Source organism: Paenibacillus sp. SER-28, from assembly GCF_052906305.1.
In genome coordinates, this window is the sequence record NZ_JBRECM010000001.1 from 354186 (window position 1) to 379948 (window position 25763).

The 25763-nt window shown below is 46.9% G+C and carries 22 protein-coding genes; 16 read left to right on the forward strand and 6 right to left on the reverse strand.

The genetic code is table 11. The annotated features are described in order from the left end of the window. Window positions 1-6 precede the first annotated feature (6 nt). The 4 genes from ACUYLD_RS01670 to ACUYLD_RS01685 all read left to right on the forward strand — a co-directional run bounded on the left by ACUYLD_RS01670 (window position 7) and on the right by ACUYLD_RS01685 (window position 5670). Window positions 7-2223: a hypothetical protein gene (locus ACUYLD_RS01670; protein WP_446674296.1), complete on the forward strand. Its 2217-nt coding sequence runs from the start codon at window positions 7-9 to the stop codon at window positions 2221-2223. After that, window positions 2192-3187, forward strand: a complete 996-nt coding sequence (locus tag ACUYLD_RS01675; RefSeq protein ID WP_446674297.1) for a TadE/TadG family type IV pilus assembly protein — start codon at window positions 2192-2194, stop codon at window positions 3185-3187. Before ACUYLD_RS01670 ends, ACUYLD_RS01675 begins: the two co-directional genes overlap by 32 nt. Before the next feature lie 86 nt (window positions 3188-3273). Continuing rightward, the gene (locus ACUYLD_RS01680; RefSeq protein WP_025722689.1) at window positions 3274-3786 is read left to right on the forward strand and encodes an A24 family peptidase; all 513 of its coding nucleotides are present in this window, start codon (window positions 3274-3276) and stop codon (window positions 3784-3786) included. A 63-nt stretch (window positions 3787-3849) separates the two neighbouring features. Next, entirely contained in the window at window positions 3850-5670 is a 1821-nt protein-coding gene (locus ACUYLD_RS01685; RefSeq protein WP_446674298.1) for a DUF6382 domain-containing protein, read from the forward strand. A gap of 196 nt (window positions 5671-5866) precedes the next feature. Here ACUYLD_RS01685 and ACUYLD_RS01690 read toward each other — a convergent pair whose 3' ends face one another. Continuing rightward, on the reverse strand, window positions 5867-6781 hold the full coding sequence (locus ACUYLD_RS01690) for a TIGR01777 family oxidoreductase (RefSeq protein ID WP_446674299.1): 915 nt from the start codon (window positions 6779-6781) through the stop codon (window positions 5867-5869). A gap of 297 nt (window positions 6782-7078) precedes the next feature. Here ACUYLD_RS01690 and ACUYLD_RS01695 point away from each other — a divergent pair, with 297 nt between their 5' ends. The 4 genes from ACUYLD_RS01695 to ppnP all read left to right on the forward strand — a co-directional run bounded on the left by ACUYLD_RS01695 (window position 7079) and on the right by ppnP (window position 12094). After that, window positions 7079-8206 carry a deoxyribonuclease IV gene (locus tag ACUYLD_RS01695; protein WP_025722686.1) on the forward strand — a complete coding sequence of 376 codons (1128 nt, stop codon included), beginning with the start codon at window positions 7079-7081 and terminating at the stop codon, window positions 8204-8206. 22 nt (window positions 8207-8228) lie between these two features. Next, window positions 8229-9128 (forward strand): formyltetrahydrofolate deformylase, encoded by a 900-nt coding sequence (purU, locus tag ACUYLD_RS01700; protein WP_023987631.1) that lies wholly within the window; start codon window positions 8229-8231, stop codon window positions 9126-9128. Between the two features lie 391 nt (window positions 9129-9519). After that, window positions 9520-11565 (forward strand): transketolase, encoded by a 2046-nt coding sequence (gene tkt / locus ACUYLD_RS01705; protein WP_061829554.1) that lies wholly within the window; start codon window positions 9520-9522, stop codon window positions 11563-11565. 214 nt (window positions 11566-11779) lie between these two features. Further along, window positions 11780-12094, forward strand: coding sequence for a pyrimidine/purine nucleoside phosphorylase (ppnP, locus tag ACUYLD_RS01710; RefSeq protein ID WP_013309288.1), 315 nt, complete (start codon window positions 11780-11782; stop codon window positions 12092-12094). A gap of 107 nt (window positions 12095-12201) precedes the next feature. Here ppnP and ACUYLD_RS01715 read toward each other — a convergent pair whose 3' ends face one another. Beyond that, complete coding sequence (locus ACUYLD_RS01715) at window positions 12202-13101, reverse strand: NAD(P)-dependent oxidoreductase (RefSeq protein ID WP_446674300.1); 900 nt, start codon at window positions 13099-13101, stop codon at window positions 12202-12204. 250 nt (window positions 13102-13351) lie between these two features. Here ACUYLD_RS01715 and ACUYLD_RS01720 point away from each other — a divergent pair, with 250 nt between their 5' ends. From ACUYLD_RS01720 to ACUYLD_RS01730, 3 genes are all read left to right on the forward strand, one after another. After that, window positions 13352-14707, forward strand: coding sequence for a glucose-6-phosphate isomerase (locus ACUYLD_RS01720; protein WP_061829551.1), 1356 nt, complete (start codon window positions 13352-13354; stop codon window positions 14705-14707). 148 nt (window positions 14708-14855) lie between these two features. Further along, window positions 14856-15488: a YigZ family protein gene (locus ACUYLD_RS01725; RefSeq protein ID WP_029516377.1), complete on the forward strand. Its 633-nt coding sequence runs from the start codon at window positions 14856-14858 to the stop codon at window positions 15486-15488. Between the two features lie 5 nt (window positions 15489-15493). Next, the gene (locus tag ACUYLD_RS01730; protein WP_061829550.1) at window positions 15494-16075 is read left to right on the forward strand and encodes a TetR/AcrR family transcriptional regulator; all 582 of its coding nucleotides are present in this window, start codon (window positions 15494-15496) and stop codon (window positions 16073-16075) included. Between the two features lie 172 nt (window positions 16076-16247). On the opposite strand, the gene ACUYLD_RS01735 is transcribed toward ACUYLD_RS01730, so the two are convergent. Continuing rightward, window positions 16248-16649 (reverse strand): secondary thiamine-phosphate synthase enzyme YjbQ, encoded by a 402-nt coding sequence (locus ACUYLD_RS01735; RefSeq protein WP_061829625.1) that lies wholly within the window; start codon window positions 16647-16649, stop codon window positions 16248-16250. Window positions 16650-16868: 219 nt separating this feature from the next. Here ACUYLD_RS01735 and ACUYLD_RS01740 point away from each other — a divergent pair, with 219 nt between their 5' ends. Together ACUYLD_RS01740 and ACUYLD_RS01745 are read left to right on the forward strand one after the other, a co-directional pair. Further along, on the forward strand, window positions 16869-17930 hold the full coding sequence (locus ACUYLD_RS01740) for a sulfate/molybdate ABC transporter ATP-binding protein (protein WP_103047598.1): 1062 nt from the start codon (window positions 16869-16871) through the stop codon (window positions 17928-17930). A 165-nt stretch (window positions 17931-18095) separates the two neighbouring features. Beyond that, on the forward strand, window positions 18096-18866 hold the full coding sequence (locus ACUYLD_RS01745) for an MBL fold metallo-hydrolase (protein ID WP_023987639.1): 771 nt from the start codon (window positions 18096-18098) through the stop codon (window positions 18864-18866). A gap of 14 nt (window positions 18867-18880) precedes the next feature. Here the strand turns inward: ACUYLD_RS01745 and ACUYLD_RS01750 are convergent, their stop codons facing one another. Further along, window positions 18881-20374, reverse strand: coding sequence for an aminotransferase-like domain-containing protein (locus ACUYLD_RS01750; protein WP_446674301.1), 1494 nt, complete (start codon window positions 20372-20374; stop codon window positions 18881-18883). Window positions 20375-20506: 132 nt separating this feature from the next. Here ACUYLD_RS01750 and ACUYLD_RS01755 point away from each other — a divergent pair, with 132 nt between their 5' ends. Further along, window positions 20507-21418 (forward strand): DMT family transporter, encoded by a 912-nt coding sequence (locus ACUYLD_RS01755; RefSeq protein ID WP_013309297.1) that lies wholly within the window; start codon window positions 20507-20509, stop codon window positions 21416-21418. 140 nt (window positions 21419-21558) lie between these two features. On the opposite strand, the gene ACUYLD_RS01760 is transcribed toward ACUYLD_RS01755, so the two are convergent. Both ACUYLD_RS01760 and ACUYLD_RS01765 read right to left on the reverse strand, forming a co-directional pair. Then, window positions 21559-22359, reverse strand: coding sequence for a Cof-type HAD-IIB family hydrolase (locus tag ACUYLD_RS01760; RefSeq protein WP_061829546.1), 801 nt, complete (start codon window positions 22357-22359; stop codon window positions 21559-21561). 162 nt (window positions 22360-22521) lie between these two features. Then, entirely contained in the window at window positions 22522-23523 is a 1002-nt protein-coding gene (locus ACUYLD_RS01765; RefSeq protein ID WP_069292091.1) for a lipoate--protein ligase, read from the reverse strand. 159 nt (window positions 23524-23682) lie between these two features. Between ACUYLD_RS01765 and cobD the strand changes: the two genes are divergently transcribed. Both cobD and cbiB read left to right on the forward strand, forming a co-directional pair. Beyond that, on the forward strand, window positions 23683-24786 hold the full coding sequence (gene cobD / locus ACUYLD_RS01770) for a threonine-phosphate decarboxylase CobD (RefSeq protein ID WP_069291415.1): 1104 nt from the start codon (window positions 23683-23685) through the stop codon (window positions 24784-24786). Beyond that, window positions 24776-25747, forward strand: a complete 972-nt coding sequence (gene cbiB, locus ACUYLD_RS01775) for an adenosylcobinamide-phosphate synthase CbiB (RefSeq protein WP_254326488.1) — start codon at window positions 24776-24778, stop codon at window positions 25745-25747. The genes cobD and cbiB overlap by 11 nt, the downstream gene beginning before the upstream one ends. Window positions 25748-25763 lie beyond the last annotated feature (16 nt).

Here is a 25763-nt window from a genome sequence, read left to right on the forward strand (position 1 = left end):
AAGCGGGTGTTTGGTAAGGGACACAATACAAAGGACGGGGAATCAGGTGCTGTCACGGTCTTTTTAATTCTGATTTTGGCGGTTATGTTCGGTTTTATTGCTGTATTTATTGATTACGCGAGAATTGCTGCACTGCATGTGCAGACCGAACGGCTGACCCATGCGGCGGTTCGTTCAGTGATGTCTGCTTATGATCCGACATTACAACAGGAGTACGGTTTGTTTGCTTATGGCGAAGGCGGCGGAGAACAAATTATGGTCAAAGTGCTCAATGACAGCGCGCGACGTACGGCACGCGCAGAAACGCTACCGCTTATGAATATGAAGCTGGATTCTAGTTCCTTGAAAATGGAAAGGGAGATTGGTAAATATGCCATATTTAACGAGCAGATCCGTGAAGAGATGAAGTATAAAGCACCTGTCGATTTTACGTTTGAAGTGCTCGAAAAGCTAAAGCCGCTCTCTCAAAATATGAAAGAGGCTTCACATACGGTAGATTTGCTGAAACGGCTGCAAAAGCTGTACGACAGACGAGAGGCCAAACTAGATGACATGCTGGAGAAGCAGCGTAAGGCAGGAGCTTATATGGAAGAGGTTCGTAAGCGGATTATTAAACAGAGGGGCACCTATATGCCCAATCAGTATATATGGGACCCGCTTGAGGTTGTAGCCGATATTGCCGCTCAATATAAGCATTACGTACATGTATATGAAGACAATAAGAAGAGTGTGGACGACGTTAAAATCATGCAGATGGAAAAATATGCACGTAGAGCGAGGGCAGCGCTTGATCGCCTGCGTCAGATCATGGCTCAGGCTGGAGAAGAACATGATAAGCTGCTTCTGGAAGCCAAGGAACCGTTAAATGAGGCCCGGCAGATCAATGAAGAGATGCGCAAAGTCATTGCCCAGTATAAGCAGAGGGCGGCCAATGCAGGCTACGATGAGGTTTCAGCAGCACCTACTCCAAGCGGAGCAGGCTCCAACGCAGATCCGTCGGTAGGAAGCGCACGGCAAAAAGCAGAGGATTTGTTGATTCCAGACAAGGAATTTGAGCAATGGGAAGCAGAAATTGAAAAGCAACGGACTTCTATAAATACTGCTAACAATAGAATAACGAGTATGATGCGTACATTATCTTATTATACAGATCCATTTTTGAATGCAGACATGCTCAAGCAAGAAGTCGCTTCAACGCTCAAAGAGATAGATAAATACTTGAGTGCGTATGCTTGGACGGGACCTGCGAATGTACTCGACGGTGAAGCCAAAATGATGGATACGCGACGTGGACCGGACAAAGAACGCAAGAAAATGGAAAAAGAGGCGAAAAACAAGCTCAAACAAGCCTATCGGATCATTGAGGTTCTTTCCAAAGGTAAACAAAGTGCAGAACAATTCCGAAATCTGGAGCGGTATTACAATGAAAGTATTTCGTTTAACCAGTCTACATCCAGTCCATCTGTATCCGCTGATTTGTCCTATGACACCTATGATGCAGCGGGAGCTTCCATGGATAGTATGGATGGTCTATACGGGTCGGCATCCAATTTACTGACTCAACTGGGAGACGAGTTTTACCAGAATGAATACGCGCTTTCTTACTTCCATCATGTGGATTTTAGCCGTTTTGGCAGTTTGGCCGGATCGGGTGGAAATGTGGGAAATGCTGCACAGATTTTGGGAGATCAGCTGGAGGTGAATAATCAGGAAGTTGAGTACATCCTGTATGGGTTCCATAATCCGACGGGTAATCTGGCATCCGCCTATGGAGAAATTTTTGCTATGAGACTTGCCATTCGAACAATGGAGGGATTGGTTAAAAACAGTTCAAAAGGTAATCCGCTAGTCGTTTTGGCGGCAGCTTTGTTATATGGAGTAGAAAAAGCGATAGAAGATATGATTATGCTGGCACAAAAGGGGGACGTGCCATTGTCTGATTTTCTGAAATTTCGAATGACATACAAAGATCATTTGCGATTGTTTCTGATGCTCCATAGCAATAATGAACGAAAAATGTCCCGTATGCTTGCTCTGATCCGCCTGAATACAGATGTCAATCCTGCTGAGCGGCAAACGTATGCAACGGGTGAGGTCAAGAATGGGATGAGGCTGTGGTTTCTACCTGGGGTAATGAAGATGCTCGGGACCGCCTCAAAAGAAGGCGAGAGTATTAAGGGAAGTGTGTACTATGTCACGAAAACAGCGCATTTTTCCTATTAATCAGTATCTACGGCAGGTTTGTGGGCAGGAGCGGCGTGAACAAGGAAGTATTGTTTTAGAAGCGTCACTCGTGTTGCCAATGTTTCTGTTTTTTATTATTTTTCTCATTTATATGGTTCAGATGACGCTGGTATCCACAGCCTTGCAGACCACCGCTTCAGAAGCGGTTAAGCAGGTTTCGACTAAAATCTACCCAGTTTCTCTAGCCGTGGAGGCGGCGTCCGCGAAAATAGATGCAGTCCGTGAACCGCTGGATGAATTGCCCAAGTTATCTGTGAGTGAATATGCAAGCCAATTCGCTGCCCAGTTGCCACCTCCAATTGGTGATTGGGTAGAAAGCGCTGTTCAGGGCGGTCAAAAGCCGATGGAGGAGCTGCGGGGGCGATTTACGGAAGCTGCACTTGACCCTGTTCTGAAGCCGATGCTAAAGCCTTTTATGGAGGAAAACATTCTGGAGTATGACCGTATTCATATAACGAGCGTACATGTACCTGCTCTTACAGGAACTAAGGACCCTTATTTTAGAGTAGAGCTGTCGTATGAACTGCCGATGAAGGTCCCCTTTCTGTATCGCAGCATTGTGCTTCAGGCGGCGGCAGAGGAACGTCTTTGGATTGGCGACACAGGGGAAGGAGCAGCTACAGGAAATGCGACAGGAGATAAGGATGCGCAGCATTCCATACAGTTGCTCGTCAAGCCTGAACCTGCTGTGAAAGGTGTGTACAATTTGATCAAGGCCAAGGTTGAGCCTGGGACGACTGCTAACCTTTCTGTACTTTATAAGTCGGGTGAGAGCACAGCTCAGCACTTGGGCTGGACCTCTGCCAATGCGGACGGGATTATTGAATGGAACTGGTTTGTGGGAACGAATACAACACCCGGTCAATGGAGCTTTGTGATTGAAACGGAGGACGGTCAACGTATAGAAGTTCCGTTTACCGTGGAAAAGCCAGCTGATGGATAGGATGGATATAGACGTGTAAGGGATGGCTACGATGGAAAATGATTTGGTAGTCTGCTAGTTCTATTTTTTAAAGGGGGAAGATCACATTGACGTGGATGTATATTGTATGCGGAGTACTACTCGCGATTGCGTTAGTTACGGATTTACGTAGCATGAAAATCCCTAATAAGCTTACATTGCCCGGTATAGTGGTAGGCTTGGTGTTCAATACTCTGTTTGGAGGGTGGCACGGTTTTTTATTTGCTGTTGCTGGACTGGGTACCGGATTTGGGTTCATGCTGATTTTGTACTGGATGGGAGCTGTTGGTGCAGGAGATGTAAAGCTGTTCGGCTTGATTGGAGCATGGACAGGTGCCGCTTTTGCATGGCAGTCAGCTTTATATTCGATTTTTTTTGCAGGTATTATTGGCATAGGAATTTTGCTATGGAAGAGGGAAACGATCATGAGACTGCGGCGCGTGGCTTTTAATTTAGGAGGATTTTTTCTATTTCGCAGCGGCAAAGCGCTGACCAGTGGAAATGAAGCGCACCTCAGGTTTCCTTTTATGACGGCAGTCATTCCGGGAGCGATCAGTGCTTATCTTTACTTCTTGCCATGACATGTCCGCTGGGGGAGATCATGCTACCTCACGGAGATAGGAAATTGTTAAGGAGGTCATGAATTGTTGGGTTTAAGCAGGGATTTTGCCCGGAACGGCGGGACATTTATGATTCTAAACAAGGAAGACGGGCTCAAGACCGATGATTTAAATTCCGTACAGACCGGAATGATGACTGGTAATCGGATTCCTGGTCTGCTGGAACTTAGAATAAAGGAAGTCGATTTTCAGATTGAGTTACATTACGACATTTCGGGACAACGCATGCTTTCCCAGTTATGGAAAGGTGGGGGCGTGTCGACTTCTGATTTCTACCGGATTCTTTATGAAGTGGCAGATGCCCTCCATCGCAGCCCGCAATATATGTTAGATATCCGCCAGTTTATTTTGCATGAGGATTATATTTTTCTAAGTGGTTCAGGTACTAGGGAAACCGCCAGTTTAACCTATGTTCCTTTACGCAGTGTACAGTATGCAGGGCAAACAGGCAGTCAATTTAAGCAGATGGTTATTCGTTTAATGACTCGTGTGGCCCACTTTCAGGGAGAATATATACAACGCATATTGGATCTGTGTGATAGAAATGAATTTGAATTGGGATTGCTAAAGGAACTGTTATTACAAGGAATGAAGGCCGGTACAGAGAGTGCTAGCGTGCAGGGAGAAAGTATGGAGGGGCGAGCTTTTTCATCAGCCGACCCTATCATATCTGCTCATACCTCTCATGTCTCTCATACCTCACAGGGGAACTATACTGATCGTGGCGGAACATACGGGCAAGAGCATCGGGAGACTCTGCAGGAGATTCAGGAGCTTAAACGGATCAATCGGCTCAAACCGTCCATGAAACCAGAGGAGAATTCTGAGCTTGTAACAGAAAACGAAGTAGAAGATGTGGAGCCTGGATTGCAAAAATATAAAACGTACATTGCTCTTGGATGTCTGCTCGCTTCGGCCATCGTGTGGCGTTATATTTATCTGGATCATCCAGAGACGGTACCTTTGATCATTTCCGTGGTGCTGACCTTGGTACTTGTCGCCGTTGCTTATATAAGCTGGACGGGGAAATGGGAGCGCAATAGAACTTCATCTCATATGTACAGCGATTCAGTACCTGTATTGGATTCGGAATGGTTAGGAACTACTTCTTCCCCAGCGCAGCGGAAAAATGATCGTTATCAGGTAGATAAACTGACCGGATTTGTAGCGGGACAGCATCATCAAGACAAGCGATCTTCCGATTTGAGTGATCAAGGGCAGGAGAGCTGGAGATGGACTTTTCCAAACTCAGAATCTAAAAGCGTGGGAGACCGAGTTACGGAAGACAGGGAGAAAACTTCAGCAAATTATGACTCACACGAGCCATCGTGGAAAGGTGCGGAGCGGGGAAATGAATTGGAAGCCAGTGATACCAGTGAGGCTTATTATAAGTCTCTCTCCGGGGTAACGGAGCTGCTAAATGCTGCATCTAAGCAGGAAACGATGCTGCTTCGTCCAGATCAAGAGATACAGATTTCACCTGTTCAGCAATCACCGATTGCTTGCCTGGATCGCAAGCCACCAGGTAGTGGAGGGACCGAGCGCATCCGGTTGCAGCCAGACCAATTCGTTGCAGGCAGCTTTATCATCGGGAGAGACCCGCAACTGGTCCAGTTTGTAGAGCATACGGATGGAGCCTCCCGTTCTCATATTGAGCTTTGTATAGTTACAGGAGAACATAGCCACATTGTAAAGGATTTATCTTCGACGAACGGAACTGTTCTGAATGGAGAGCCTATGGTGCCTTATAAGGAGTACACAATGAAGGATGGAGACACTTTTAAAATCGCCGGGGTATCTTATACTTATCGGTTGGACTCTTTTAAATCCTCCAATGCATCATAAATAAAGGTTATATGGAATATGTCAAGAAGAGGCCTGTTATGTTCAGGGCTTCTTTCTTTGTAATAGGGGGCTATTCATAGGAATAAAATGAGCATCTTAAAAACTTGCAGTCTGCTTGAGAGATTGTGTCGGACTAAAAAAGAACTCTAAGCTGGCAGTGACACTACCTACCAGCCTGGAGTTTCTCTTTTTAGATTCAATGCTGTTTTTGGGAAGAATGGAGTTCCTCAAGAGCGTCCTTAAGTGAAGGATAGTTAAACTTAAATCCGTGCTCCAGCGCTTTGCGCGGTAGTACCTTTTGACCATCCAATACAAGCGTGCTCATCTCACCAACTAGCTTTGAAACGAGAATGCTGGGGACGGGAAACCAGTGCGGACGGTGATATACCGTAGCTACTGTCCTCCCAAACTGGTCGTTCGTCAAGGGATGTGGTGATGAAGCATTCACTGCCCCGACGATTTCTGTCGTATGGATGCAGTACGTGATCAGACGAACGATATCTTCAATATGAATCCAGCTCATCCATTGATGACCACTGCCTATTTTGCCGCCGAATCCGAAGCTATAAGGCATCTTCATGAGGGGGAATGCCCCTTTTTTTCTGTCCAGCACAAGGCTAATGCGTAACTTGATTAAACGGGCATCAGAAGGGTAGGCATTAGCGGCTTCCTCCCATTGCTCTACCACCTGAGACAGAAAATCTTCCGAACAGCGAGGGCTCGTTTCATCGAATGTTTCGGTCAGGGAAGTACCATAGGCGGCAACAGCCGAAGCCTGAATGATAACTTTCGGCTTTTTTTGTAGAGCATTCAATGCTTGAGCCAACCGTGCAACAGATAGCAGTCGTGATTGAAGAATTCTTTGTTTGGACTTATCCGTCCAGCGCTGATTCAGCGTTTCGCCTGCTAAATTAACGACCGCATCGGTGCCTTCCAGTACTTCAGGCTTTTGTTTTAATTCGTTCCAACTCATATATTGCAAACGGGGGCTCGCTTCGTGTCCTACCAGTGGCTTGCGGGTAACGACTTTCACAGTGTATCCGTCGTCTAGCAAGCTTTTGACCAGTGCACTCCCCACCAATCCAGTTCCTCCACATACGATGATGTTCATGGAGCCAGCTCTCCTTCCGATTCACAAAAAAATACATCTGTTATAGAATATAACCCTTTTCGAGAAAAAAACTTCATATGAATGAACCTTTATACGGTTAAGGATGTCAATCCATGATTTTATTTACCCTCGTTTGACTAACATATATTCGGATGTGTACTTTATCTACGTGTTCCCTTAATAGAGTCATTTAAGAAAGCTGCCATAAAAGCTATGTTGTTTGATTTCAATAATCACGTTAAAATGATTAAATTAAAATAAGACAAGCATAACAGGATAAGGGGATGAATCAGAATCATGCTGAAAATTGGTTCTCATGTGTCCTTCTCGGACAAGGGTCTGCTCAGCGCTACAAAAGAAGCGTCTTCTTACGGGTCCAGCTCCTTTATGATATACACGGGGGCACCGCAAAACACGCGCCGTAAGCCGATGGAGTCCATGTATTTGGAGGAAGGCAAGCAGTTAATGGCTGAGAAGGGAATGGAAGATATCGTGGTGCATGCCCCGTATATCATCAACCTTGGCTCTTACAAAGAAAACACCTATGAGCTTGCGGTCAGCTTTCTTCAGGAGGAAATTCGACGCACACACGCGATTGGTGTGAAAAATATCGTGCTACATCCAGGCGCTTTTACCGATAAGGATGCAGAATACGGAATTGGGCGTATTGCTGATGGTTTGAACGAGGTACTGAACGGCGTGAAGGAGACAGATGTTAACATTGCGCTTGAAACGATGGCAGGCAAAGGAACGGAAATGGGTCGTAGCTTTGAGGAGATTGCCTCCATTATAGATAAAGTAGAGCATAACGAGCGTCTTACAGTTTGTATGGACACCTGTCACATTCACGATGCGGGTTATGATATCGTAAATGATCTGGACGGTGTATTAGAGCAATTCGACCGGATTGTCGGCTTGAATCGCATCGCAGTTGTTCACATTAATGACAGTAAAAATCCAGTTGGCGCTCATAAAGACCGACATACTCCGATCGGATCAGGCTGGATTGGCTATCAGACGATTCATAATGTGGTGCATCATGAAGCACTTCAAGGACGTCCGTTTATTTTGGAGACGCCATGGATTGGGAAGGAAGCCAAAACTCAGCGTCCGATGTATGAGGTTGAAATTGCCCTGCTTCGCGGAAATGTAAAGGAGCGCTTTGGGGATGAGTTTTTGGGTCAGGTAGAGCAATTGCATTCGTTTTTCAAAAAACAGGATGTGGATGTCCGTAAATTTGTGCTGGACACCTGGGCTCTGCTGAAAAATGATGCCAAAGCAAGAAAAGCCGATCCACGTGAGCCGTTGGAGCGTCTGTATGACATGATAACGGAAGCAGCACTATTTCCAGATTTGAGCGAAGAACACATTAATCAACGGTTGATTGCCTGGTTTGCCGGCAGTCATTTGCCAGTGACGGTATAAGCTAAGGGGGATTAATAGCCACATGGAAATTCACGTAAAACATCAGCCAAATAGCACTCTATCAGCCCATGAAAACCGCGCGCGTATGCTTGTATCTTGTCCAGACGGACCAGGTATTGTAGCGGCCGTGTCCCGTTTTTTGTATGAGCATGGGGCCAATATCGTTCAATCTGACCAATATACAATGGACCCGTCCGGCGGTATGTTTTTTATGCGGATTGAATTTGATCTGCCGAATTTGAGTGCAACCCAGCCACAGTTGGAACAGGATTTTGCCGCTGTTGCTGAGCAATTCCGTATGGAGTGGACGATTTCTGCGGTCAGCCGCAAGAAAAAATTGGCTATTTTCGTTTCCAAAGAAGATCACTGTTTGGTAGAACTGCTGTGGCAATGGCAGGCAGGAGATCTGGACGCGGATATTTCATTGGTGGTTAGTAATCATCCGGATATGAAGGAGTATGTGGAATCGTTTGGCATCCCGTATCACCATATTCCGGTAACAGCCGATACCAAGCCAGAGGCGGAGCGCCGTCAACTAGAAGTCATTGGTGAAGACATTGACGTTATCATTTTGGCCCGTTACATGCAGATTATTTCTCCCAAGTTTATTGAGCATTATCGCAACCGAATTATCAATATCCATCATTCCTTTCTGCCTGCATTCGTGGGTGGGAAGCCATATGCCCAAGCCTATAATCGCGGTGTGAAAATTATTGGTGCTACTGCGCATTATGTAACTGAAGAATTGGACGGCGGCCCGATCATTGAGCAGGACGTGCAGCGGGTAAGTCACGGAGATGATGTAAATGAGCTAAAACGGATCGGTCGCACCATAGAGCGGGTCGTTTTGGCAAGAGCCGTGAAGTGGCATGCAGAGGATCGTATTCTGGTTCATGAGAACAAAACGGTCGTTTTTAACTAATCTTAAAATTTTAGAAGATAATTTGTGAGTATATATTTTTTGTTGAACAAAGCCCGTCGCATAACGGGCTTTGTTTTTTTATGTGAGTTATTTGCCTTATAAACGGTCAGTACATAATATTTTTTGTGATTTTATAATTTATTAAATGAGGTTAATACATTACGGGTATATTTATATGAGGACTCGGTACAACATTTCCACAATCATCTTTATAAACGATCTGGCAAACTTTCACGGCAAATGGTACAATACTTAAGAATGTATAAGTCATATTGAAACATTCAAGCAGATTCACTCACTTCAATAGACATCGTTTCTATATCGGACGGTGGTGTTGGAGAGTATGACCGAATGCAATTGACATACTTTATACAATATGAGGAGGCAAACCATGACTGACCAGAATCAAGCGATTCAAAAGGATGAAAACTCCACGATCGACAATTTGTCCATCACAACTATTCGTACGTTGGCAATTGACGCCATCGAGAAAGCAAACTCGGGACATCCTGGTATGCCGATGGGTTCCGCGCCAATGGGATACCAACTTTTTGCTAAAACGATGAATCATAATCCGGATCAACCTACGTGGGTTAACCGTGACCGTTTTGTATTGTCCGCAGGACACGGTTCCATGTTGCTATACAGCCTTCTACACCTGAGCGGCTATGATCTTCCTATGGAAGAACTGAAACAATTCCGTCAATGGGGCAGCCTTACACCGGGCCACCCTGAGTTTGGGCACACTGCTGGTGTAGATGCTACAACTGGACCTCTGGGACAAGGTCTCGCAATGTCCGTTGGTATGGCAATGGCTGAAGCTCAACTGGGTGCAACATATAATAAAGACGAATTTAAAGTTGTAGATCACTTCACGTATGCAATCTGCGGCGATGGCGATCTGATGGAGGGTATTTCTCACGAGGCTGCTTCGTTGGCTGGTCGTTTACAACTGGGCAAGCTGATTGTATTATTTGATTCCAATGATATTACACTGGACGGCAAGCTTAATCTGTCCTCTTCCGAGAGTGTTGCCAAACGCTTTGAAGCTTACAACTGGCAAGTACTGCGCGTAGAAGATGGTAACGATCTTCCGGCCATCCAAAAAGCCATTGAAGAAGCGCAAGGCGACTCGACACGCCCTACGCTGATTGAAGTGAAGACAGTTATCGGCTACGGAAGCCCGAACAAACAAGGTAAAGGCGGACACGGTGGTACTCATGGTTCCCCGTTGGGATCAGAAGAAGCCAAGCTGACTAAAGAATTCTACAAATGGGTATACGAGGAGGACTTCCACGTGCCACAAGAGGTTCGCGAGCATTTTGCTAAAGTAAAAGAGCGCGGTATCGCGGCGAACAAAGCATGGGATGAACAGTTCGCGAAATACAAAGCAGCTCACCCTGATTTGGCAGCTCAGTTCGAAACAGCTGTAAACGGCGATCTTCCAGAAGGATGGGATCGTGATCTTCCGAAATACACGACTGGAGACAAAGCCGTTTCGACTCGTGTAGCTTCTGGTAATGCTCTGAACGGATTGGCTCCAAACGTACCTTTCCTGACAGGCGGATCTGCCGATCTGGAGAGCTCCACGATGACACATTTGAACAACCTGACGAATTTTACGCCAGAAGACTACGCCGGACGTAACATTTATTTCGGTATCCGCGAATTTGGTATGGCTGCTGCGATGAACGGTATGGCGTTGCACCAAGGTGTAAAAGTATTCGGCGGTACATTCTTCGTATTTACAGACTATCTGCGTCCAGCCGTTCGTCTGGCAGCTCTGATGGGATTGCCTGTAACCTACGTTCTGACTCACGACAGTATTGCTGTAGGTGAAGATGGTCCGACTCATGAGCCGATCGAACAATTGGCTTCCCTGCGTATTATCCCGAACTTGACAGTAATTCGTCCAGCGGACGGAAATGAAACTTCTGCTGCTTGGGCTTATACATTAGAAAACAAGAAAAACCCGGTTGCTCTGGTATTGACTCGTCAAAACCTGCCAATCCTGGCTGCTAGTGCTGAGCATGCACGCGAAGGTATCAAACGCGGTGCTTATGTGGTTGCAGATGCAACAGACGGCAAACCGGTTGCTCAAATTCTGGCTACAGGCTCCGAAGTACAATTGGCTGTTAAAGCTCAGGAAGCACTGGCAGAACAAGGTATTCAAGTACGTGTTATCAGCTTCCCAAGCTGGGATCTGTTCGAAAAACAAGACAAAGCATACAAAGATTCCGTTCTGTTGCCAGAAGTGAAAGCTCGTTTGGCTGTAGAAATGGCGTATCCACTGGGCTGGGAAAAATATGTTGGCGACCAAGGCGACATTCTCGGTATCAGCACATTCGGCGCATCCGCACCTGGCGACCGTGTGATTAAGGAATACGGCTTTACAGTAGAGAATGTTGTTAGCCGTGTGAAAGCTTTGTTGAAATAAAACACTGAGCATCTAAAACAGACAGTCGTAACCTGAGAAAGGCTTACGGCTGTTTGTTTCATACAGTTGATGTTTTGCAATGAAATCACTATTGAATTCCAATGTATAGGATACGGTGATACAGTGTGTATTTTCATACTGAAGCTGGAATCAAATCTATGTTATGATGCACCAATATTCATTCAACCATTGAGAGCAGATGAGGGGATAACGAATGACACAGTTCGATGGAGTAAGCGTAGTTAAAAAAGCAAACGTTTATTACGATGGTCAGGTTACAAGCCGTACAGTCATCCTGGGTGACGGCAGTAAGGTTACACTGGGTATTATGCTGCCAGGAACGTATGAGTTCGGCACGGATTCCCGTGAGATCATGGAGATTTTGGCAGGGGATTTGAGAGTGTTGCTTCCAGGTACTGAGGAATGGCTAGAAATACAAGGGACGGCAACCTTTCACGTACCTGCAAAGTCTTCATTCAAGCTGGAAGTACGAAGTGTAACTGATTATTGCTGTTCTTATCCCGAATAATAAGCTAAAAAGGGTAAGCACACTCAGCCTTCAAGCCAAGTGTGCTTACCCTAAAGCTCTGCCATATGACACAAGCACAGCCGTATGGTTACAAAGAAAGGTGCAGCTTATTCGAGAGGTTGACCACCAATGGTGTGGCCAATCCATGCTTCGTATGTCTTCACGACAGCGGATAGGTCTTCATCGCCGTAGCCTTGTGTTTGCCCGGCTTGAAACAGGCTTTTGGCAATGGATAACATAGGTGCAGGGATGGACAGGCTGTCTGTTAGTGAGGAAGCAAGTTTCAAGTCCTTAAGCATCAAGGCGAGTGAGAACTGGTTGCTAAAATCATGTTCAATGATTTTGCGCCCTTTCAGGTCAGCGGCCTTGCTGCCTGCTGATCCGAGTTGTACCAATTCAAGGAAGCTGTCTGCCGGGATGCCGGATTTAGCCGCGATAGCAAAGCCTTCAGCCAGAGCGAGGTTATGAATACCCACCATCGTATTATGAGCGAGCTTGGCTACGGCCCCGCTGCCATTAGGTCCCATATGAAGTACCTTTTTGCCCAGGGTATCAAAAACATCTGATTGTGCCGCAATGGCTTCTGCATTACCGCCAACCATGAACACAAGTGTACCGTCTACAGCAGCAGGCTTACTGCCTGTTACGGGTGCATCAATGAAAGAGCAGCCCAGCTTGTCCGCTTCGGCGGCCAGTTGCTTGACCAGTTCAGGTGAAATCGTACTGTTGTCCATCACGGCCATGCCAGCCGTAAGTCCGGCAAACACGCCGTCATCGCCGTAATAGATGTCACGAATGGAGTGATCATCGCTGACCATGGTAATGACCAAGTGCTGACCTTCAGCTGCTTCACGAGGAGTTGAAGCTGTACGTGCACCTTGCTCTGCCAGTGGTTCGCAGCGCGAAGCGGTACGATTATAAACTGTGACTCCGAATCCCTGCTTTAGCAGATTGGATGCCATCGGGGCGCCCATGGTGCCCAGTCCGATAAATCCGATATTTTTCATTGCTAATCACCTTTCTTGTTGGAAGTTGCCGTCCGATGCAGATTGCGAGTTCGGCTTGAAATGAATATAAAACAGGTTGATCTCAGTTAATTGTAGCATGGGCATGCTACCCTATCTACAGGAGGGGCTGTCAAGCACAGGATACACAGGTAACGCAAGCTTGTCAGGTCCCGCAAATTAAAGTATCCTATTCCTAAGTCCTTATGTTCGTATTCATGGTCTTAGTAATACCAAACAGGAGGTTCCAAACATGTCTAAAAAAGTTAATTTTGATTACACTAAAGCGCTCTCCTTTGTAGGTCAGCACGAAATTGATTATTTTGCAGAGCCCATCAAGCTGGCTCATGAGCAACTGCACAACCAAACCGGTGTAGGTTCCGATTTCTTGGGTTGGATTGACCTGCCTACCAATTATGATAAAGAAGAGTTTGCGCGCATCCAAAAGGCTGCTGCTAAAATTCAAAGTGATTCCGAAGTACTGATCGTAATCGGTATCGGCGGTTCTTACCTTGGAGCACGTGCTGCGATCGAAATGCTGTCGCATTCTTTCTACAATGCGCTACCTAAAGATCAACGCAAGGGTCCAGCTATCTATTTTGCTGGTAATAACATCAGCTCTACATATGTCAATCATCTGTTGGAACTGATTGAAGGTAAAGACTTCTCTGTGAACGTCATTTCCAAATCAGGTACGACAACAGAGCCAGCGATCGCATTCCGCGTATTCCGTGCAGCTCTGGAGAAAAAATATGGTAAAGAAGAAGCGCGCAAGCGTATTTATGCAACGACGGATAAAGAACGTGGCGCTTTGAAAAAACTGGCTAACGAAGAAGGCTACGAATCCTTCATTATTCCTGATGATGTGGGTGGTCGTTACTCCGTGCTGACAGCCGTAGGCTTGTTGCCGATTGCTACTGCAGGCATTAACATCGAGGAAATGATGCAGGGGGCGGCAGACGCTTCCAAAGAGTACAGCAACCCGAATGTAGCTGAGAACGAAGCTTATCAATATGCAGCCGTTCGTAACGCTTTGTACCGCAAAGGTAAAGCAATTGAAATTCTCGTAAACTATGAGCCGTCTCTTCATTTTGTATCTGAGTGGTGGAAACAGTTGTACGGAGAAAGCGAAGGCAAGGATTACAAAGGCATTTATCCTGCTTCTGTTGATTTCTCGACAGACCTGCATTCCATGGGACAATTCATTCAGGAAGGCAGCCGCAACATTTTCGAAACGGTAATCCAAGTAGAAAATGTACCAAGTCACATCACCATCGAAGCAGATGAGGATGATCTGGACGGGCTGAATTTCCTGGCAGGCAAAACTGTGGATTTTGTAAACAAAAAAGCATTCCAAGGTACATTGCTGGCTCACACAGACGGACAAGTACCGAACTTGATTGTAAATATTCCTGACTTAAGCCCTTACTCTTTCGGCTATCTTGCTTATTTCTTCGAAAAAGCTTGCGGCATCAGCGGCTACCTGTTGGGTGTAAATCCGTTCGATCAACCGGGCGTAGAAGCTTACAAGAAGAACATGTTTGCGCTGCTCGGCAAACCAGGCTTCGAAAAAGAAAAAGCTGAGCTTGAAGCGAGATTGTCTGAATAAGAGTGCTGTAATCTCTGATGCGAAACAGGATTTCGGTCAGAAGTGTTATAGTGTATAGCATCAATTAAAGTACAGGAAAGCAGTTCACCAGCTGCCAGAAGCGGGGGACTGCTTTCTTGTAAAATGAAGTAAGGAAGGTTATACGTGTATGTTGGAACAATACCGAACCGTACGCGGTGCCGGCAACAAGGAAATTGTGATCCGAAAATCCCGTTTTATCGGCCATATTCAGCCTGTTCAAACTGAGGAAGAAGCAGTTGCTTTCATAGAGCGCATCAAAAAAGAGCATTGGAATGCTACCCATAATTGTTCTGCTTACATGATTGGTGAAAGAGACGAAATCCAAAAGCAATCGGATGACGGAGAACCGAGTGGTACGGCTGGAAAGCCTATTTTAGAGGTGATCCGCAACCAGAAGCTAAAAAATGTCGCTATTGTTGTTACCCGTTACTTTGGTGGGATTTTGTTGGGAGCAGGCGGTCTGATTCGCGCGTATTCAGATGGTGCTGTTGCAGCAATCGAGGCAGGGGATGCAATTACACGTGTGCTGCATCGCGAAGTTTTTGTAGAATTGGATTATACCTGGTTGGGCAAAGTGGAAAATGAATTACGCAATCGCAGCATCCGCACTGGAGAAACAATGTTTACGGATAAAGTTACCTTAACCTGTCTGCCGCTGGCTGGTGATGCGGAATCCTTCAGCAACTGGATAACAGACTTGACGCAGGGGCAATCGCTTGTGTCGGAGGGAGAGCAGCTTTACTTTATTGAAGGGGAATAAATAATATGGCTAGAAGAGCAGTAGAACAGGAGTTGTCAAGAGGGCGGATTCTGGAAGCGGCCAGGCACTTGTTTATTACCAAGGGCTACCGTGCGATTTCAATGCGCAGCATTGGCCAGCATCTGGGTTACAGTCATGGTTCGTTATATTATCATTTTAAAGAGAAGGCTGAACTGTTCTATGCCATTGTAATTGAAGATTTTAATACATTGCGTGGGATTCTACTGCAAGCAGCAACAGGTACGCCTGATGATGGCTTGAGCAGGTTGGAGTACTTGATGCTGGAATTTATCCGTTTTGGTTTGGAAAATCCATATCAATACGAAATTATGTTCATGATGCACGATGAAGAACTATTTGCATACTGTCGCACAGAGCAAAACCGTTGTGTGGAACTATTTGCGTCCATGATCCGTCAAGAATTGAGTGGTCAGGGGCATTCGGAGGAATATTGCTCTAGGGTACCGAAAAGTCTGTTTTTATCGATGCATGGCTTTGTATCATTTTATATTCAGGACGGTTTAACATTTGAAGAAATTAGGCCCGCTGCTTTAGCACATGTAAAGCTGCTGTGCAGACACCTATGAGCGTACCTGCATTCACACACTTCAGCCATGAACATGTAGGGCGCTTTTCTGGGTGTATGCACTTCATGACGGTGACTTATCATTACGGTACTTTGCGAAAGCGACTGAGAATTTAACAGACGATGATGCATCCAGCAGGAAAACATCATGGTCTGTTTTTTTACCCGGCCCGTCAGCCTTTCATGATCTTTACATGGTATTGGCGTCTGCGTGGTCCGTCGAATTCACAAAAATAAAGTCCCTGCCATCGTCCGAGCAACAGCTTTCCATCATGGATGATGATCGTTTGTGAGGGGCCTGTCGTAATGGATTTTAGGTGGGAAGCCGTATTTCCCTCCATATGGCGATATTGGGGATGCTCCCACGGATAAACTTCATCTAGTCTTAATATCACATCATGTTTGACGTCTGGGTCTGCATTTTCATTAATGGCGATGCCGGCCGTCGTGTGTGGACAATAAACAAGTGCGGTTCCTTGTTGTACCCCGCTTTTTTCGATCAATGAAGCAACCTCTCGTGTAATATCGCGCATTTCATCTCGCCGTGTAGTGGATAATTCTAAAGTATGCAACAATAACTCCATCTCCTTTCTTCCTAATACTTTACCCTTTTAATTCCTAATATAATATATAGTTGACGAAAATTACTTTCCTTTGATAAAGTATCACATAAGAAAAAACATAGTATATACATTGGAATAATTAAATGATTTCAAATGAGGTACGTGCTTTGCGGGAAGCAAGGCTGCTGCTGTTCCTGAACAGGTCCAGAAGCGGAAAGGAAGTGTACGGATATGCATGTGGAAGTAAGAGGATTAAACAAGCATTTCGGTAATTTTCATGCAGTAAAGGACGTATCTTTTGATATTCAGGCGGGCCATCTTATTGGCTTACTCGGTCCAAGTGGTGGGGGGAAAACCTCCATTCTTCGCATTTTGGCGGGTCTGGAGCAACCGGATGCGGGAGAAATTCATTTTCATGGAAAAAGGGTAAACGAGCTGTCACCGCAGGAACGTGGAATCGGATTTGTATTTCAAAACTATGCTTTGTTCAAGCACATGAGCGTCTACGACAATATTGCCTTTGGCCTGAAAGTGAAAAAAAGCTCCAAAACCCGCATCAAGGAACGGGTCACAGAGTTGGTCGAACTAACGGGGCTCAAAGGATTTGAGCATCGTTATCCGCATCAGTTGTCAGGTGGACAGCGCCAGCGGGTTGCCTTTGCGCGTGCTTTGGCACCAGAGCCTCAATTGCTGCTGTTGGATGAGCCTTTTGCAGCTATTGATGCCAAGATTCGTCAGGAGCTGCGCACCTGGCTGCGAGAGTTGATTGAGCGGGTGGGTATTACTTCAATTTTTGTCACCCATGATCAGGATGAGGCGATTGAAGTAGCGGATGAAATTATGGTGATTAATCAGGGACGACTGGAGCAGAAGGGAACACCTTGGGATATTTATAAAAAACCGGGTACTCCGTTCGTGGCTTCCTTTATTGGGGAATCTACGGTGATTGAACAGGCAGGCAGTCTCAGAGGCTTCGAAGAAGCTGCTGGACTGGGAACACGTGCCTTGATCCGTCCAGAGTATATTGATGTCGGGCCAAGCGAGGAATTTACGCTTCTGTCGGCGACCGAGGAAGGCACAGTGAAGCATTTGCATTTTCGTGGAAGTGAGTGGATGGTTGAAGTACAGGTAGGGGATCATCGTCTCATGACATACCGCTCGCTGGAGAAGTCTACGCTGGAACCTGGTCAGCAGGTGCGAGTGTTGGTGCATCGAGCCTATCTCTATAATGACCAGTCCAGCTGGATGGTGGAAAACCGCCTGAAGGAAGATCCAATGCCTATCATTATTTGAAAATAAATACGATCACGCATGAGGGGATGTCTAGCCGGATTTCACGGCTTTGGGCATGCTCCTTTTGGCGTTGGACGCTGGAAGGATTTACGCAGGTGATTTACGCAGAATCGGTCTGTTCGTTATAATAGTAGTAAAAAGACCCAGGTAGATAGGAGTTAAACCATGAATCGGCTTATTTTTCTTGGCACGGGGGATGCAATGGGGGTTCCGCGTGTATATTGTGATTGTCTCGTATGCACAGAAGCTCGCACGACAGGGGCGAATGTAAGATTGAGATCGTCTGTGCTGATCGAAAGCGAGACGGAGGACTTTATGATTGATTGTGGCCCGGACTGGCGCAGACAGCTAGAATTGCGCGGTCTGCGTTTTATCCCTACGATCCTTGTAACACATGCACATTTTGACCATATTGGAGGATTACCAGAATGGGCAGATGCCTGTCGCTGGACTGGGAACAGAGGTCGCTTGTACGCGCCACAGGAAGTGATCGACACGATCTTGCGTCAATTTTCCTGGCTCTCTGGAAACTTGGATCTTATTCCAGTAGACCAGGGAGCCCAACTTGGCGGATGGAATATCCGGGGATGGCGTGTGAATCACGGGAAGAACGGATATGCCTACGCTTATCGTCTGGAAAAGGACGGTTTCTCGTGGGCTTACTGTTCGGATTCGATTGGATTGAATGAGGCGGAAATTCTGCCCTTGCACAATCTGAATTTGCTCGTCCTGGGAACGAGTTTTTATCATGAGGAGGCCGAGTATGCCACCCGTTCCGTATATGACATGCTGGAGGCTCAGGAGCTTATAGGAAGGCTTAAACCCGAAAGTACAGTGTTTACACATATGTCCCATGATGTAGATGTCACACGCAACTATGGGCTTCTGGAAGGGATTAGCTTGGCACACACCGGCATGAGTTTGCCGTTAGAATAAAGGTGACCTTACCTTTACATCGTTTGACTGATACGTAGAAGTGTGGAGATTCCTTCTTTGATTTGTAGCTCGTTGGCGTATGAATAGGACAGCCGTACATGCGTTTTACCCTCTGCGCCGAAGGGATCAAATACATTGCCGGGGACAAAGGATACAGACTCTTGTAAACTTTTGGCAAGTAATTCATTAGGTTTCAACGTAGAAGGCAGCTGGAGCCACAGGTTGAGTCCCCCTGCCGGGCTGGTCCATGTCCAACCGGAGTCGCGGAGACTGTCTTCCATCGTTTCTTTACGAATCTGGAGCGCGATACATAGCTTTTTAATATGCTGCTGCATACGTGGAGATTGAAAGTATTCTAAAAACAGCTTTTGATTCAGCAGTGGCGATCCATTGTCCACTAACGCTTTGACGTTCAGCAGGCTGTTCATGAGCTGTGGTCGGCAGGTCACGGCTGCGATTCGTAGACCGGGTGCGACATATTTACTGTAACTTCGAATGTAGACGACGCTTCCCGAAACATCATAGGCGAAAATCGGAGAAGGGGGCTTTTGCCCAAAGCTAATGTCATAGGTGCTGTCATCCTCAACAATGAGGCAGCCATAGCGCTCGGCTAGTTCAGGCAGTCGTTTGCGCTGCTCATCGGGGACCGTAAAGCCCGTCGGGTTGTGGAATGTTGGATTCATATAAAAGAGGCGTGGTTTTTCCGTTTTCATACACCACTCAATCTGGTCCATATCATAACCTTCTGGTCGAATATCAGTCATAGTCAGACGCGCGCCTAGTCTACGGAATATTTCCATAGCGGGGCCATAGGCAGGGCGTTCGATCAATACACGGTCTCCTGTACGGAGCAGAGATCGGCCAATTAAATCAATGGCTTGCTGTGCTCCGGAGGTAATCAGCACTTCATCCGGTGATAAAGCAAAATGCTTATCCACGCTAAAATGCTGCGCCATGGCCTCCCGAAGCTCGGCATCACCTTGCACAGCGGAATAGGTGGCCGCTACTTTCGGATGCTTTTCAAATACCTGCATCATTAGCTCTCCCCAAAATCGGTTGGGCAGGAGAGAGGGGTCAATCAGCGCTTTGGAAAACTGGAAATTCGTATTTACGGATTGAACACGGCTAAGTCCATCCATTCCTCTCCAGGCTGAAACTGACGGATCATCTGCCGCATGGGCAGATTCGGAGTGAATCGTGAGGTCAATGGACGAATGTCCCGAGTAGCCAGCATATTTTGCATGCCCAGTCGCTTGGGAAGCATGAACGTAATATCCTGATTTGTCCTTTACATAGACCAGTCCCCGTTGCTTCAACTCCTGATATGCCCGGAAAACAGTTAGCCGATGTACACCCAGCTCCTGAGCCAAGCTTCGTACGGACGGCAGCTTCATGTCTGTTTGCCAATCCCCGCGATCAATCCGCACAGTTACATAATGGATAACCTGCTCATACAGCTTTAAGGCATGATCGGCTGCAAAGAGTAGTTCGCTGTTGTTCTTAACCATGCTATCCACGCTCCTTTCTGTGTATTGTACTATATAGCACTTCAAAAACGTATACAACTGTTCTGTAGTTATACATCTGTTCTGTTCGTCTCCCTGTATGCTTAAAAGCAACTGAAGGGAGAGGGACGTATCATGATAGGTATCGCGTTTACAGTAATGTGTCTTATTTTTGGCACAACGTTTTTGGCCATAAAAGTGGGAGTGGAAGCCGGACTTCCGCCATTCCTATCGGCAGGGGTACGTTTTTTCGCGGCAGGGGCGATATTGTTCATTGCTATGAAGCTGACCGGAAAAGTACGATGGTCGTTATTATGGCGGAAGGAAATGTTGCTGATTGGAGCAGGAACGACCTTCGGTACATTTTCAGCTTTGTATTGGGCAGAGCAATATGTCAGCTCCGGGATCGGAGCTATTTTGTCAGCTACCGGGCCGATGATGATCGTCATTTTGCAATCTGTACTGCTACGGCAAAAAACGTCACGGATTACGGTCGTTGGCTGCATGATCAGCTTTCTTGGTGTGGTGCTGGTTGTGCTGCCCGGATTGGCGGTTCAGATCAGTGGTCTGTGGCTGGCGGGATGCCTTGTCATTTTGCTGGGGGAGCTGTGTTATTCCGGGGGAGCTCTGTATTCCAAGCGAGTGATGGATGTATTTCGTGAAACGAACCCGATTGCCCTGAATGCGGCGCAAATGATCCATGGGGGATGGATGCTGCTGTTACTGTCTGCGATCACGGAACCGTGGAGTTCTGAGGGGTGGCAGTACCTTCCTGCCATGGGGTCTTTACTTTATCTGATCCTGTTTGGTTCGATGATTGCACATACACTGTTCTACTGGCTCATGGAGCGTACAAATCCCCTGTTTCCGACGACGTGGCTGTATATATCACCGCCGATTGCGGTGGGCTTGGGAGCGTTGTTGTATGGAGAGCATGTAAGCTGGTGGATGCTGGCTGGGGTGCTGCTCATTGTGACCGGATTAATCCTTATGAACAATGGAATTATCCGTCTGGTGAACAGGCGTAAGGTACGTTCTGCTGCCTGATATTTTAAAGGGAGGCAGGTTATTATATGATCTGACAGAAAAGGCCTCCAAACTGTCGTATGTTACTGAACATGCGACGTTTGGAGGCTTTGTTGTTGTACTACTTCATTTAAGTATTATGGGAACAGTCACTTTTTACTTTATTCAACGTTGAGTACGAATTTGTCGATGGCGTGCTTAACACCGTCTTCGTTATTGCTGCGAGTGATGTAATCAGCCAGCTTTTTCAAATCGGGAATGGCATTCTCCATCGCTATGCCGAGACCAGCGCATTCAAGCATCTCGTGGTCGTTCCAAGAGTCACCGATAGCAATTGTTTCCGACAGTTCACAGCCAAAATGATTTGCAAGGAAGGTAAGCGCATGGCCCTTAGTGCCTTCATGATGCATAATTTCCAGAAAATGAGGCTTGGATTTTGTAATGTGAACTTCATTGCCAAGCAGTTCGCGAAGTTCAGGAATTAATTCATCCAACACTTCAGGCTCGTCGATAATCAGCAATTTAGGAGCCGGCTGCTCTATAACTTTACTGAATACAGGCTCTACAAAATATTCCGTGTTGTTCAGCTCCGTGTAATCTTTGATTTTCTGATTATCTTCACGTGTGTACAATTTGTCATCAATATACGTTTGCAGATGCAGATTGCGTTCCACGCAGAATTCAAACAGACGACGTGCAGCCACGAGTGGAACATAACGCTCATACAGCACGTTTTCGTCCAGCAGGTTTTTAACCAAAGCTCCTTGGTACGTAATGATCGGCACGTTCAAACCCGTCTGGCGAGCAATTTTGTGTGCAGAGGCATAAGCTCGTCCAGTAGCGAGGGTAACCACCACACCTTTTGCTACAGCAGCTTCTAATGCCTGTTGTGTCGCTGGTGTGACTTCTTTCTGGTCGTTAATGAGTGTATCATCAATATCAATGGCAATTAATTTATACATATCGGTATTCTCTCCTTTATCTCTATCATGGGGCAATGCTAAAATTGTATCTTATAATATTCAAAATGACAATATCGCAATGAAAAGGGGACAGCTCCCATAAGAGCCTGTCCCCATATAACCACTGAAGTATTGGCTTGAAACGATGGGAAAAAGTAACGGTTAGTCTTCCAAAAATACAAGTCCAACAAAATCGTCCAGCTCAATATTACCAAAATAGTGCTTCAAATCGAGAGAGGATAAGGCTTGACGTACCTCACCTTCATCATAACGCTTGCCGCGCAGGATATTTTCAATATCAGCAACGTCACCCACACCAAAGAAATCCCCATAGATTTTAATATCACGGATGTAGCCTTCCTTAAGATCCATGCGGATATCAATAATACCGACCGGAAATTTACGTGTGTGCTTGATATTGCTCTCGGGGGATAGACCGTAGTTCCAATCCCACGATTGGTAGCGTTCTTTGGATATTTCATGGATTTTGGCCCAGTCGGCATCGGTGAGCTTATATTGAGGCACCTGATCCAATTCTGCTCCGAATATGGAACGTAGCAGTTCCTCGCGAAATTGCTCTATGGTCATCTCACGGTCCATCAGTTCGCTGATGTTAGCCACGCGACTGCGGACGGATTTTGTGCTTTTGGATTTAAACTTTTCGGGATTGGCATGCAACGATGCAGCCACATTATCCAGATTCAGGTTGAACATCAATGTACCGTGGCTGAACATACGTCCGCGTGTGGCAAATTGGGCGTTTCCTGAAATTTTACGTTCTCCGACCTGTAGATCGTTGCGGCCTGTCATTTCAGCTTCTACTCCCATTTGGCGCAGGGCGTCAATCACAGGTTGCGTAAATTTGAGGAAATTATGAAAGGACTCCCCGTTATCCTTAGTAATGAAGCTGAAATTTAAATTACCGAGATCATGATATACAGCCCCACCGCCGGACAGGCGACGAACGACTTGAATATTGTTGTCCCTAACAAACTCGGCGTTGATTTCTTCAATAGTGTTTTGATGCTTGCCTATAATAATAGAAGGCTGATTAATGTAAAACAGCAAATAGCTGTCGTCCAGCGGTAAATGCTTGAGCGCGTATTCCTCAATAGCAAGATTAATGGCTGGATCGTGTATCCCCTGGTTGTCGATGAACAGCATGTCCATTCCTCCGTATATAAACTGTGTAATTTATGTGTGCCTCCTTCTATTGTAACCCAAGTGAGCCATGTACAAAAGCTCATTTGCATTGACGGGACGCAAAAAGCAGCCTCATAATGGAGCTAAATGATTGGAAACGGGCGGAAAGGATGAGAGGCAATGATAGAGGTTTACGGTCATGGCGGAGACAGGGAGACAGCTGCCGCGACTTTTGGCGGAGCTGCTGCGGATTTTGTAGATTTTAGTGCAAATATTAATCCGCTTGGTCCACCGCCAGAGGTGCTTGAGGCGCTGCAACACTCATTTGACACTGTGATTCGCTATCCAGACCCTGGGCATCGGAATTTTAAAAATATGCTCGCACGGCGACTGCATGTTCCACCGGAGTCGCTAAGTATCGGAAACGGAGCGGCTGAAAGCATGGCGCTCCTACTATTGGGACTAGCTCCTAAGCGTGTGGGTACAGTGGAGCCGTGTTTTTCGGAATATGCCGAGCTGGCTGGCAAATTCGGAGCCGAGGTCAACCGGGTGTATGGGAAGGCCTCGCTTCAATGGAAGGCGGACGTGGAGGACATCCTTCAGCTCATGGAGCAGGTAGATGTTTTGTTCCTCGGACAGCCGAATAATCCAAATGGCGTACAATATAGTGAGCAGGAGCTGTGCGAGCTGGCAGAGGCGGCTGGCACAACGGGTACCGTGCTGGTGGTGGATGAAGCATTCATTGATTTTATTCCGCTGGAACGGCGAATCTCACTGCTGCCTGTGCTGGATCGCTATCCTCATGTGATTTTGATCCGGTCAATGACCAAATTTTATGCCATTCCTGGCTTGCGATTGGGCTATGCGATTGCTCATCCGGACTATATCCGGCGAATGACGGCCAAACAGGTGACCTGGAGTGTGAATGGATTGGCGTTGCTGGCTGGGGAGGCGTGTTTGAGAAGTGGGCAAGCATATGAGCGCCAAACACAGGAGCTGATTGCTGCGGAGCGCAACCGCCTGTTGACCGCCTTGGCGGAATGGGGCTGCGGTGTCGTTCCCGGTGAAGCCAATTACGTGCTGGCAAGGGCGCCGGGTACGTGGAGCGCATCGGCTATTCAGCAGGCGCTTGGACAACGCGGAATTCTTATACGTAGCTGTGCTATGTATCCGGGACTGACGACGAGCCATTTTCGCATTGCGGTCAAGGATGCAGAAGCCAACGACAGGCTGCTGTCTGTATTGGGTGAAGTGCTGGAGGAGGAGCAGCGGCGTGACAGTTAGCTTGATTATCCTGGCAGCCTACCTTTTGGACAGGCTGATCGGTGATCCGAGGTGGTTGCCGCATCCAGTCATCGGGATGGGACATGCCATTTCAGCATTGGAAAAAGCGATTCGTCGCCAGGTCCGCAGTGATCGGGGGCTGAAACGTGCGGGTATACTGCTTCCGCTCATTGTGGCGGGAGGCTCCTTTGCGCTCGCCTGGGCGCTGTTGCACTTGCTTGCCTGGATTCATCCGTGGTTGTCTGTCGGCGCAGAAATGGTGCTGATTGCGACCACGATTGCTTCCAAAGGACTAAAGGATGCAGGAATGGCCGTATACCGAGCGTTGCAGGCGGATGATCTGGCAGCGGCACGGCGGGAGCTGGGCATGATTGTCGGGCGGGATACGCAACAGCTTGATGAGCCTGAGATTGTACGTGGTACGGTTGAAACGGTCGCTGAAAATATCGTGGACGCGATTATTTCCCCGCTTTTTTATGCCCTGATCGGAGGAGCACCCTTGGCGCTGGCTTATCGTGCTGTGAATACGCTCGATTCCATGGTTGGCTATAAAAATGAAAAGTATCTGCATTTAGGCTGGGCTTCAGCACGTCTAGATGATGTGGCTAACTACATTCCGGCACGCCTGACAGCGGCAATGCTTGTCGTAGCGGCGTGGATGTACAAGCGAGATGCTGCGAGAAGCTGGCGCACAGTCAAGCGAGACGCTCGTCTGCACCCAAGCCCGAACAGTGGCTTCCCGGAATCAGCTGTTGCTGGAGCACTGGGGATTCGTCTTGGAGGCTATAATGTGTATCATGGCGTACGCTCTTTTCGTGCATACATGGGCGATTGGATACGACCGCTAGAGTCGAAAGATATACGGCATACAATCCAGCTGATGTTCGCCGTGTCCAGTATGTTCGTAGGATTGTGTTTGTTAGGAGCCGCAGGTTGTTTTGCCTTGGGATGGGTGCGGTGAGGGTGAGGCGTGACAC

Coding starts and splice junctions, on each gene's coding strand:
- ACUYLD_RS01675 (WP_446674297.1), top strand. CDS start 2,192: ATGTCACGAAAACAGCGCATTTTTCCTATTAATCAGTATCTACGGCAG.
- ACUYLD_RS01690 (WP_446674299.1), bottom strand. CDS start 6,781: ATGAACATCATCGTATGTGGAGGAACTGGATTGGTGGGGAGTGCACTG.
- ACUYLD_RS01695 (WP_025722686.1), top strand. CDS start 7,079: ATGCTGAAAATTGGTTCTCATGTGTCCTTCTCGGACAAGGGTCTGCTC.
- purU (WP_023987631.1), top strand. CDS start 8,229: ATGGAAATTCACGTAAAACATCAGCCAAATAGCACTCTATCAGCCCAT.
- tkt (WP_061829554.1), top strand. CDS start 9,520: ATGACTGACCAGAATCAAGCGATTCAAAAGGATGAAAACTCCACGATC.
- ppnP (WP_013309288.1), top strand. CDS start 11,780: ATGACACAGTTCGATGGAGTAAGCGTAGTTAAAAAAGCAAACGTTTAT.
- ACUYLD_RS01715 (WP_446674300.1), bottom strand. CDS start 13,101: ATGAAAAATATCGGATTTATCGGACTGGGCACCATGGGCGCCCCGATG.
- ACUYLD_RS01720 (WP_061829551.1), top strand. CDS start 13,352: ATGTCTAAAAAAGTTAATTTTGATTACACTAAAGCGCTCTCCTTTGTA.
- ACUYLD_RS01725 (WP_029516377.1), top strand. CDS start 14,856: ATGTTGGAACAATACCGAACCGTACGCGGTGCCGGCAACAAGGAAATT.
- ACUYLD_RS01730 (WP_061829550.1), top strand. CDS start 15,494: ATGGCTAGAAGAGCAGTAGAACAGGAGTTGTCAAGAGGGCGGATTCTG.
- ACUYLD_RS01740 (WP_103047598.1), top strand. CDS start 16,869: ATGCATGTGGAAGTAAGAGGATTAAACAAGCATTTCGGTAATTTTCAT.
- ACUYLD_RS01745 (WP_023987639.1), top strand. CDS start 18,096: ATGAATCGGCTTATTTTTCTTGGCACGGGGGATGCAATGGGGGTTCCG.
- ACUYLD_RS01750 (WP_446674301.1), bottom strand. CDS start 20,374: ATGGTTAAGAACAACAGCGAACTACTCTTTGCAGCCGATCATGCCTTA.
- ACUYLD_RS01755 (WP_013309297.1), top strand. CDS start 20,507: ATGATAGGTATCGCGTTTACAGTAATGTGTCTTATTTTTGGCACAACG.
- ACUYLD_RS01760 (WP_061829546.1), bottom strand. CDS start 22,359: ATGTATAAATTAATTGCCATTGATATTGATGATACACTCATTAACGAC.
- ACUYLD_RS01765 (WP_069292091.1), bottom strand. CDS start 23,523: ATGCTGTTCATCGACAACCAGGGGATACACGATCCAGCCATTAATCTT.
- cobD (WP_069291415.1), top strand. CDS start 23,683: ATGATAGAGGTTTACGGTCATGGCGGAGACAGGGAGACAGCTGCCGCG.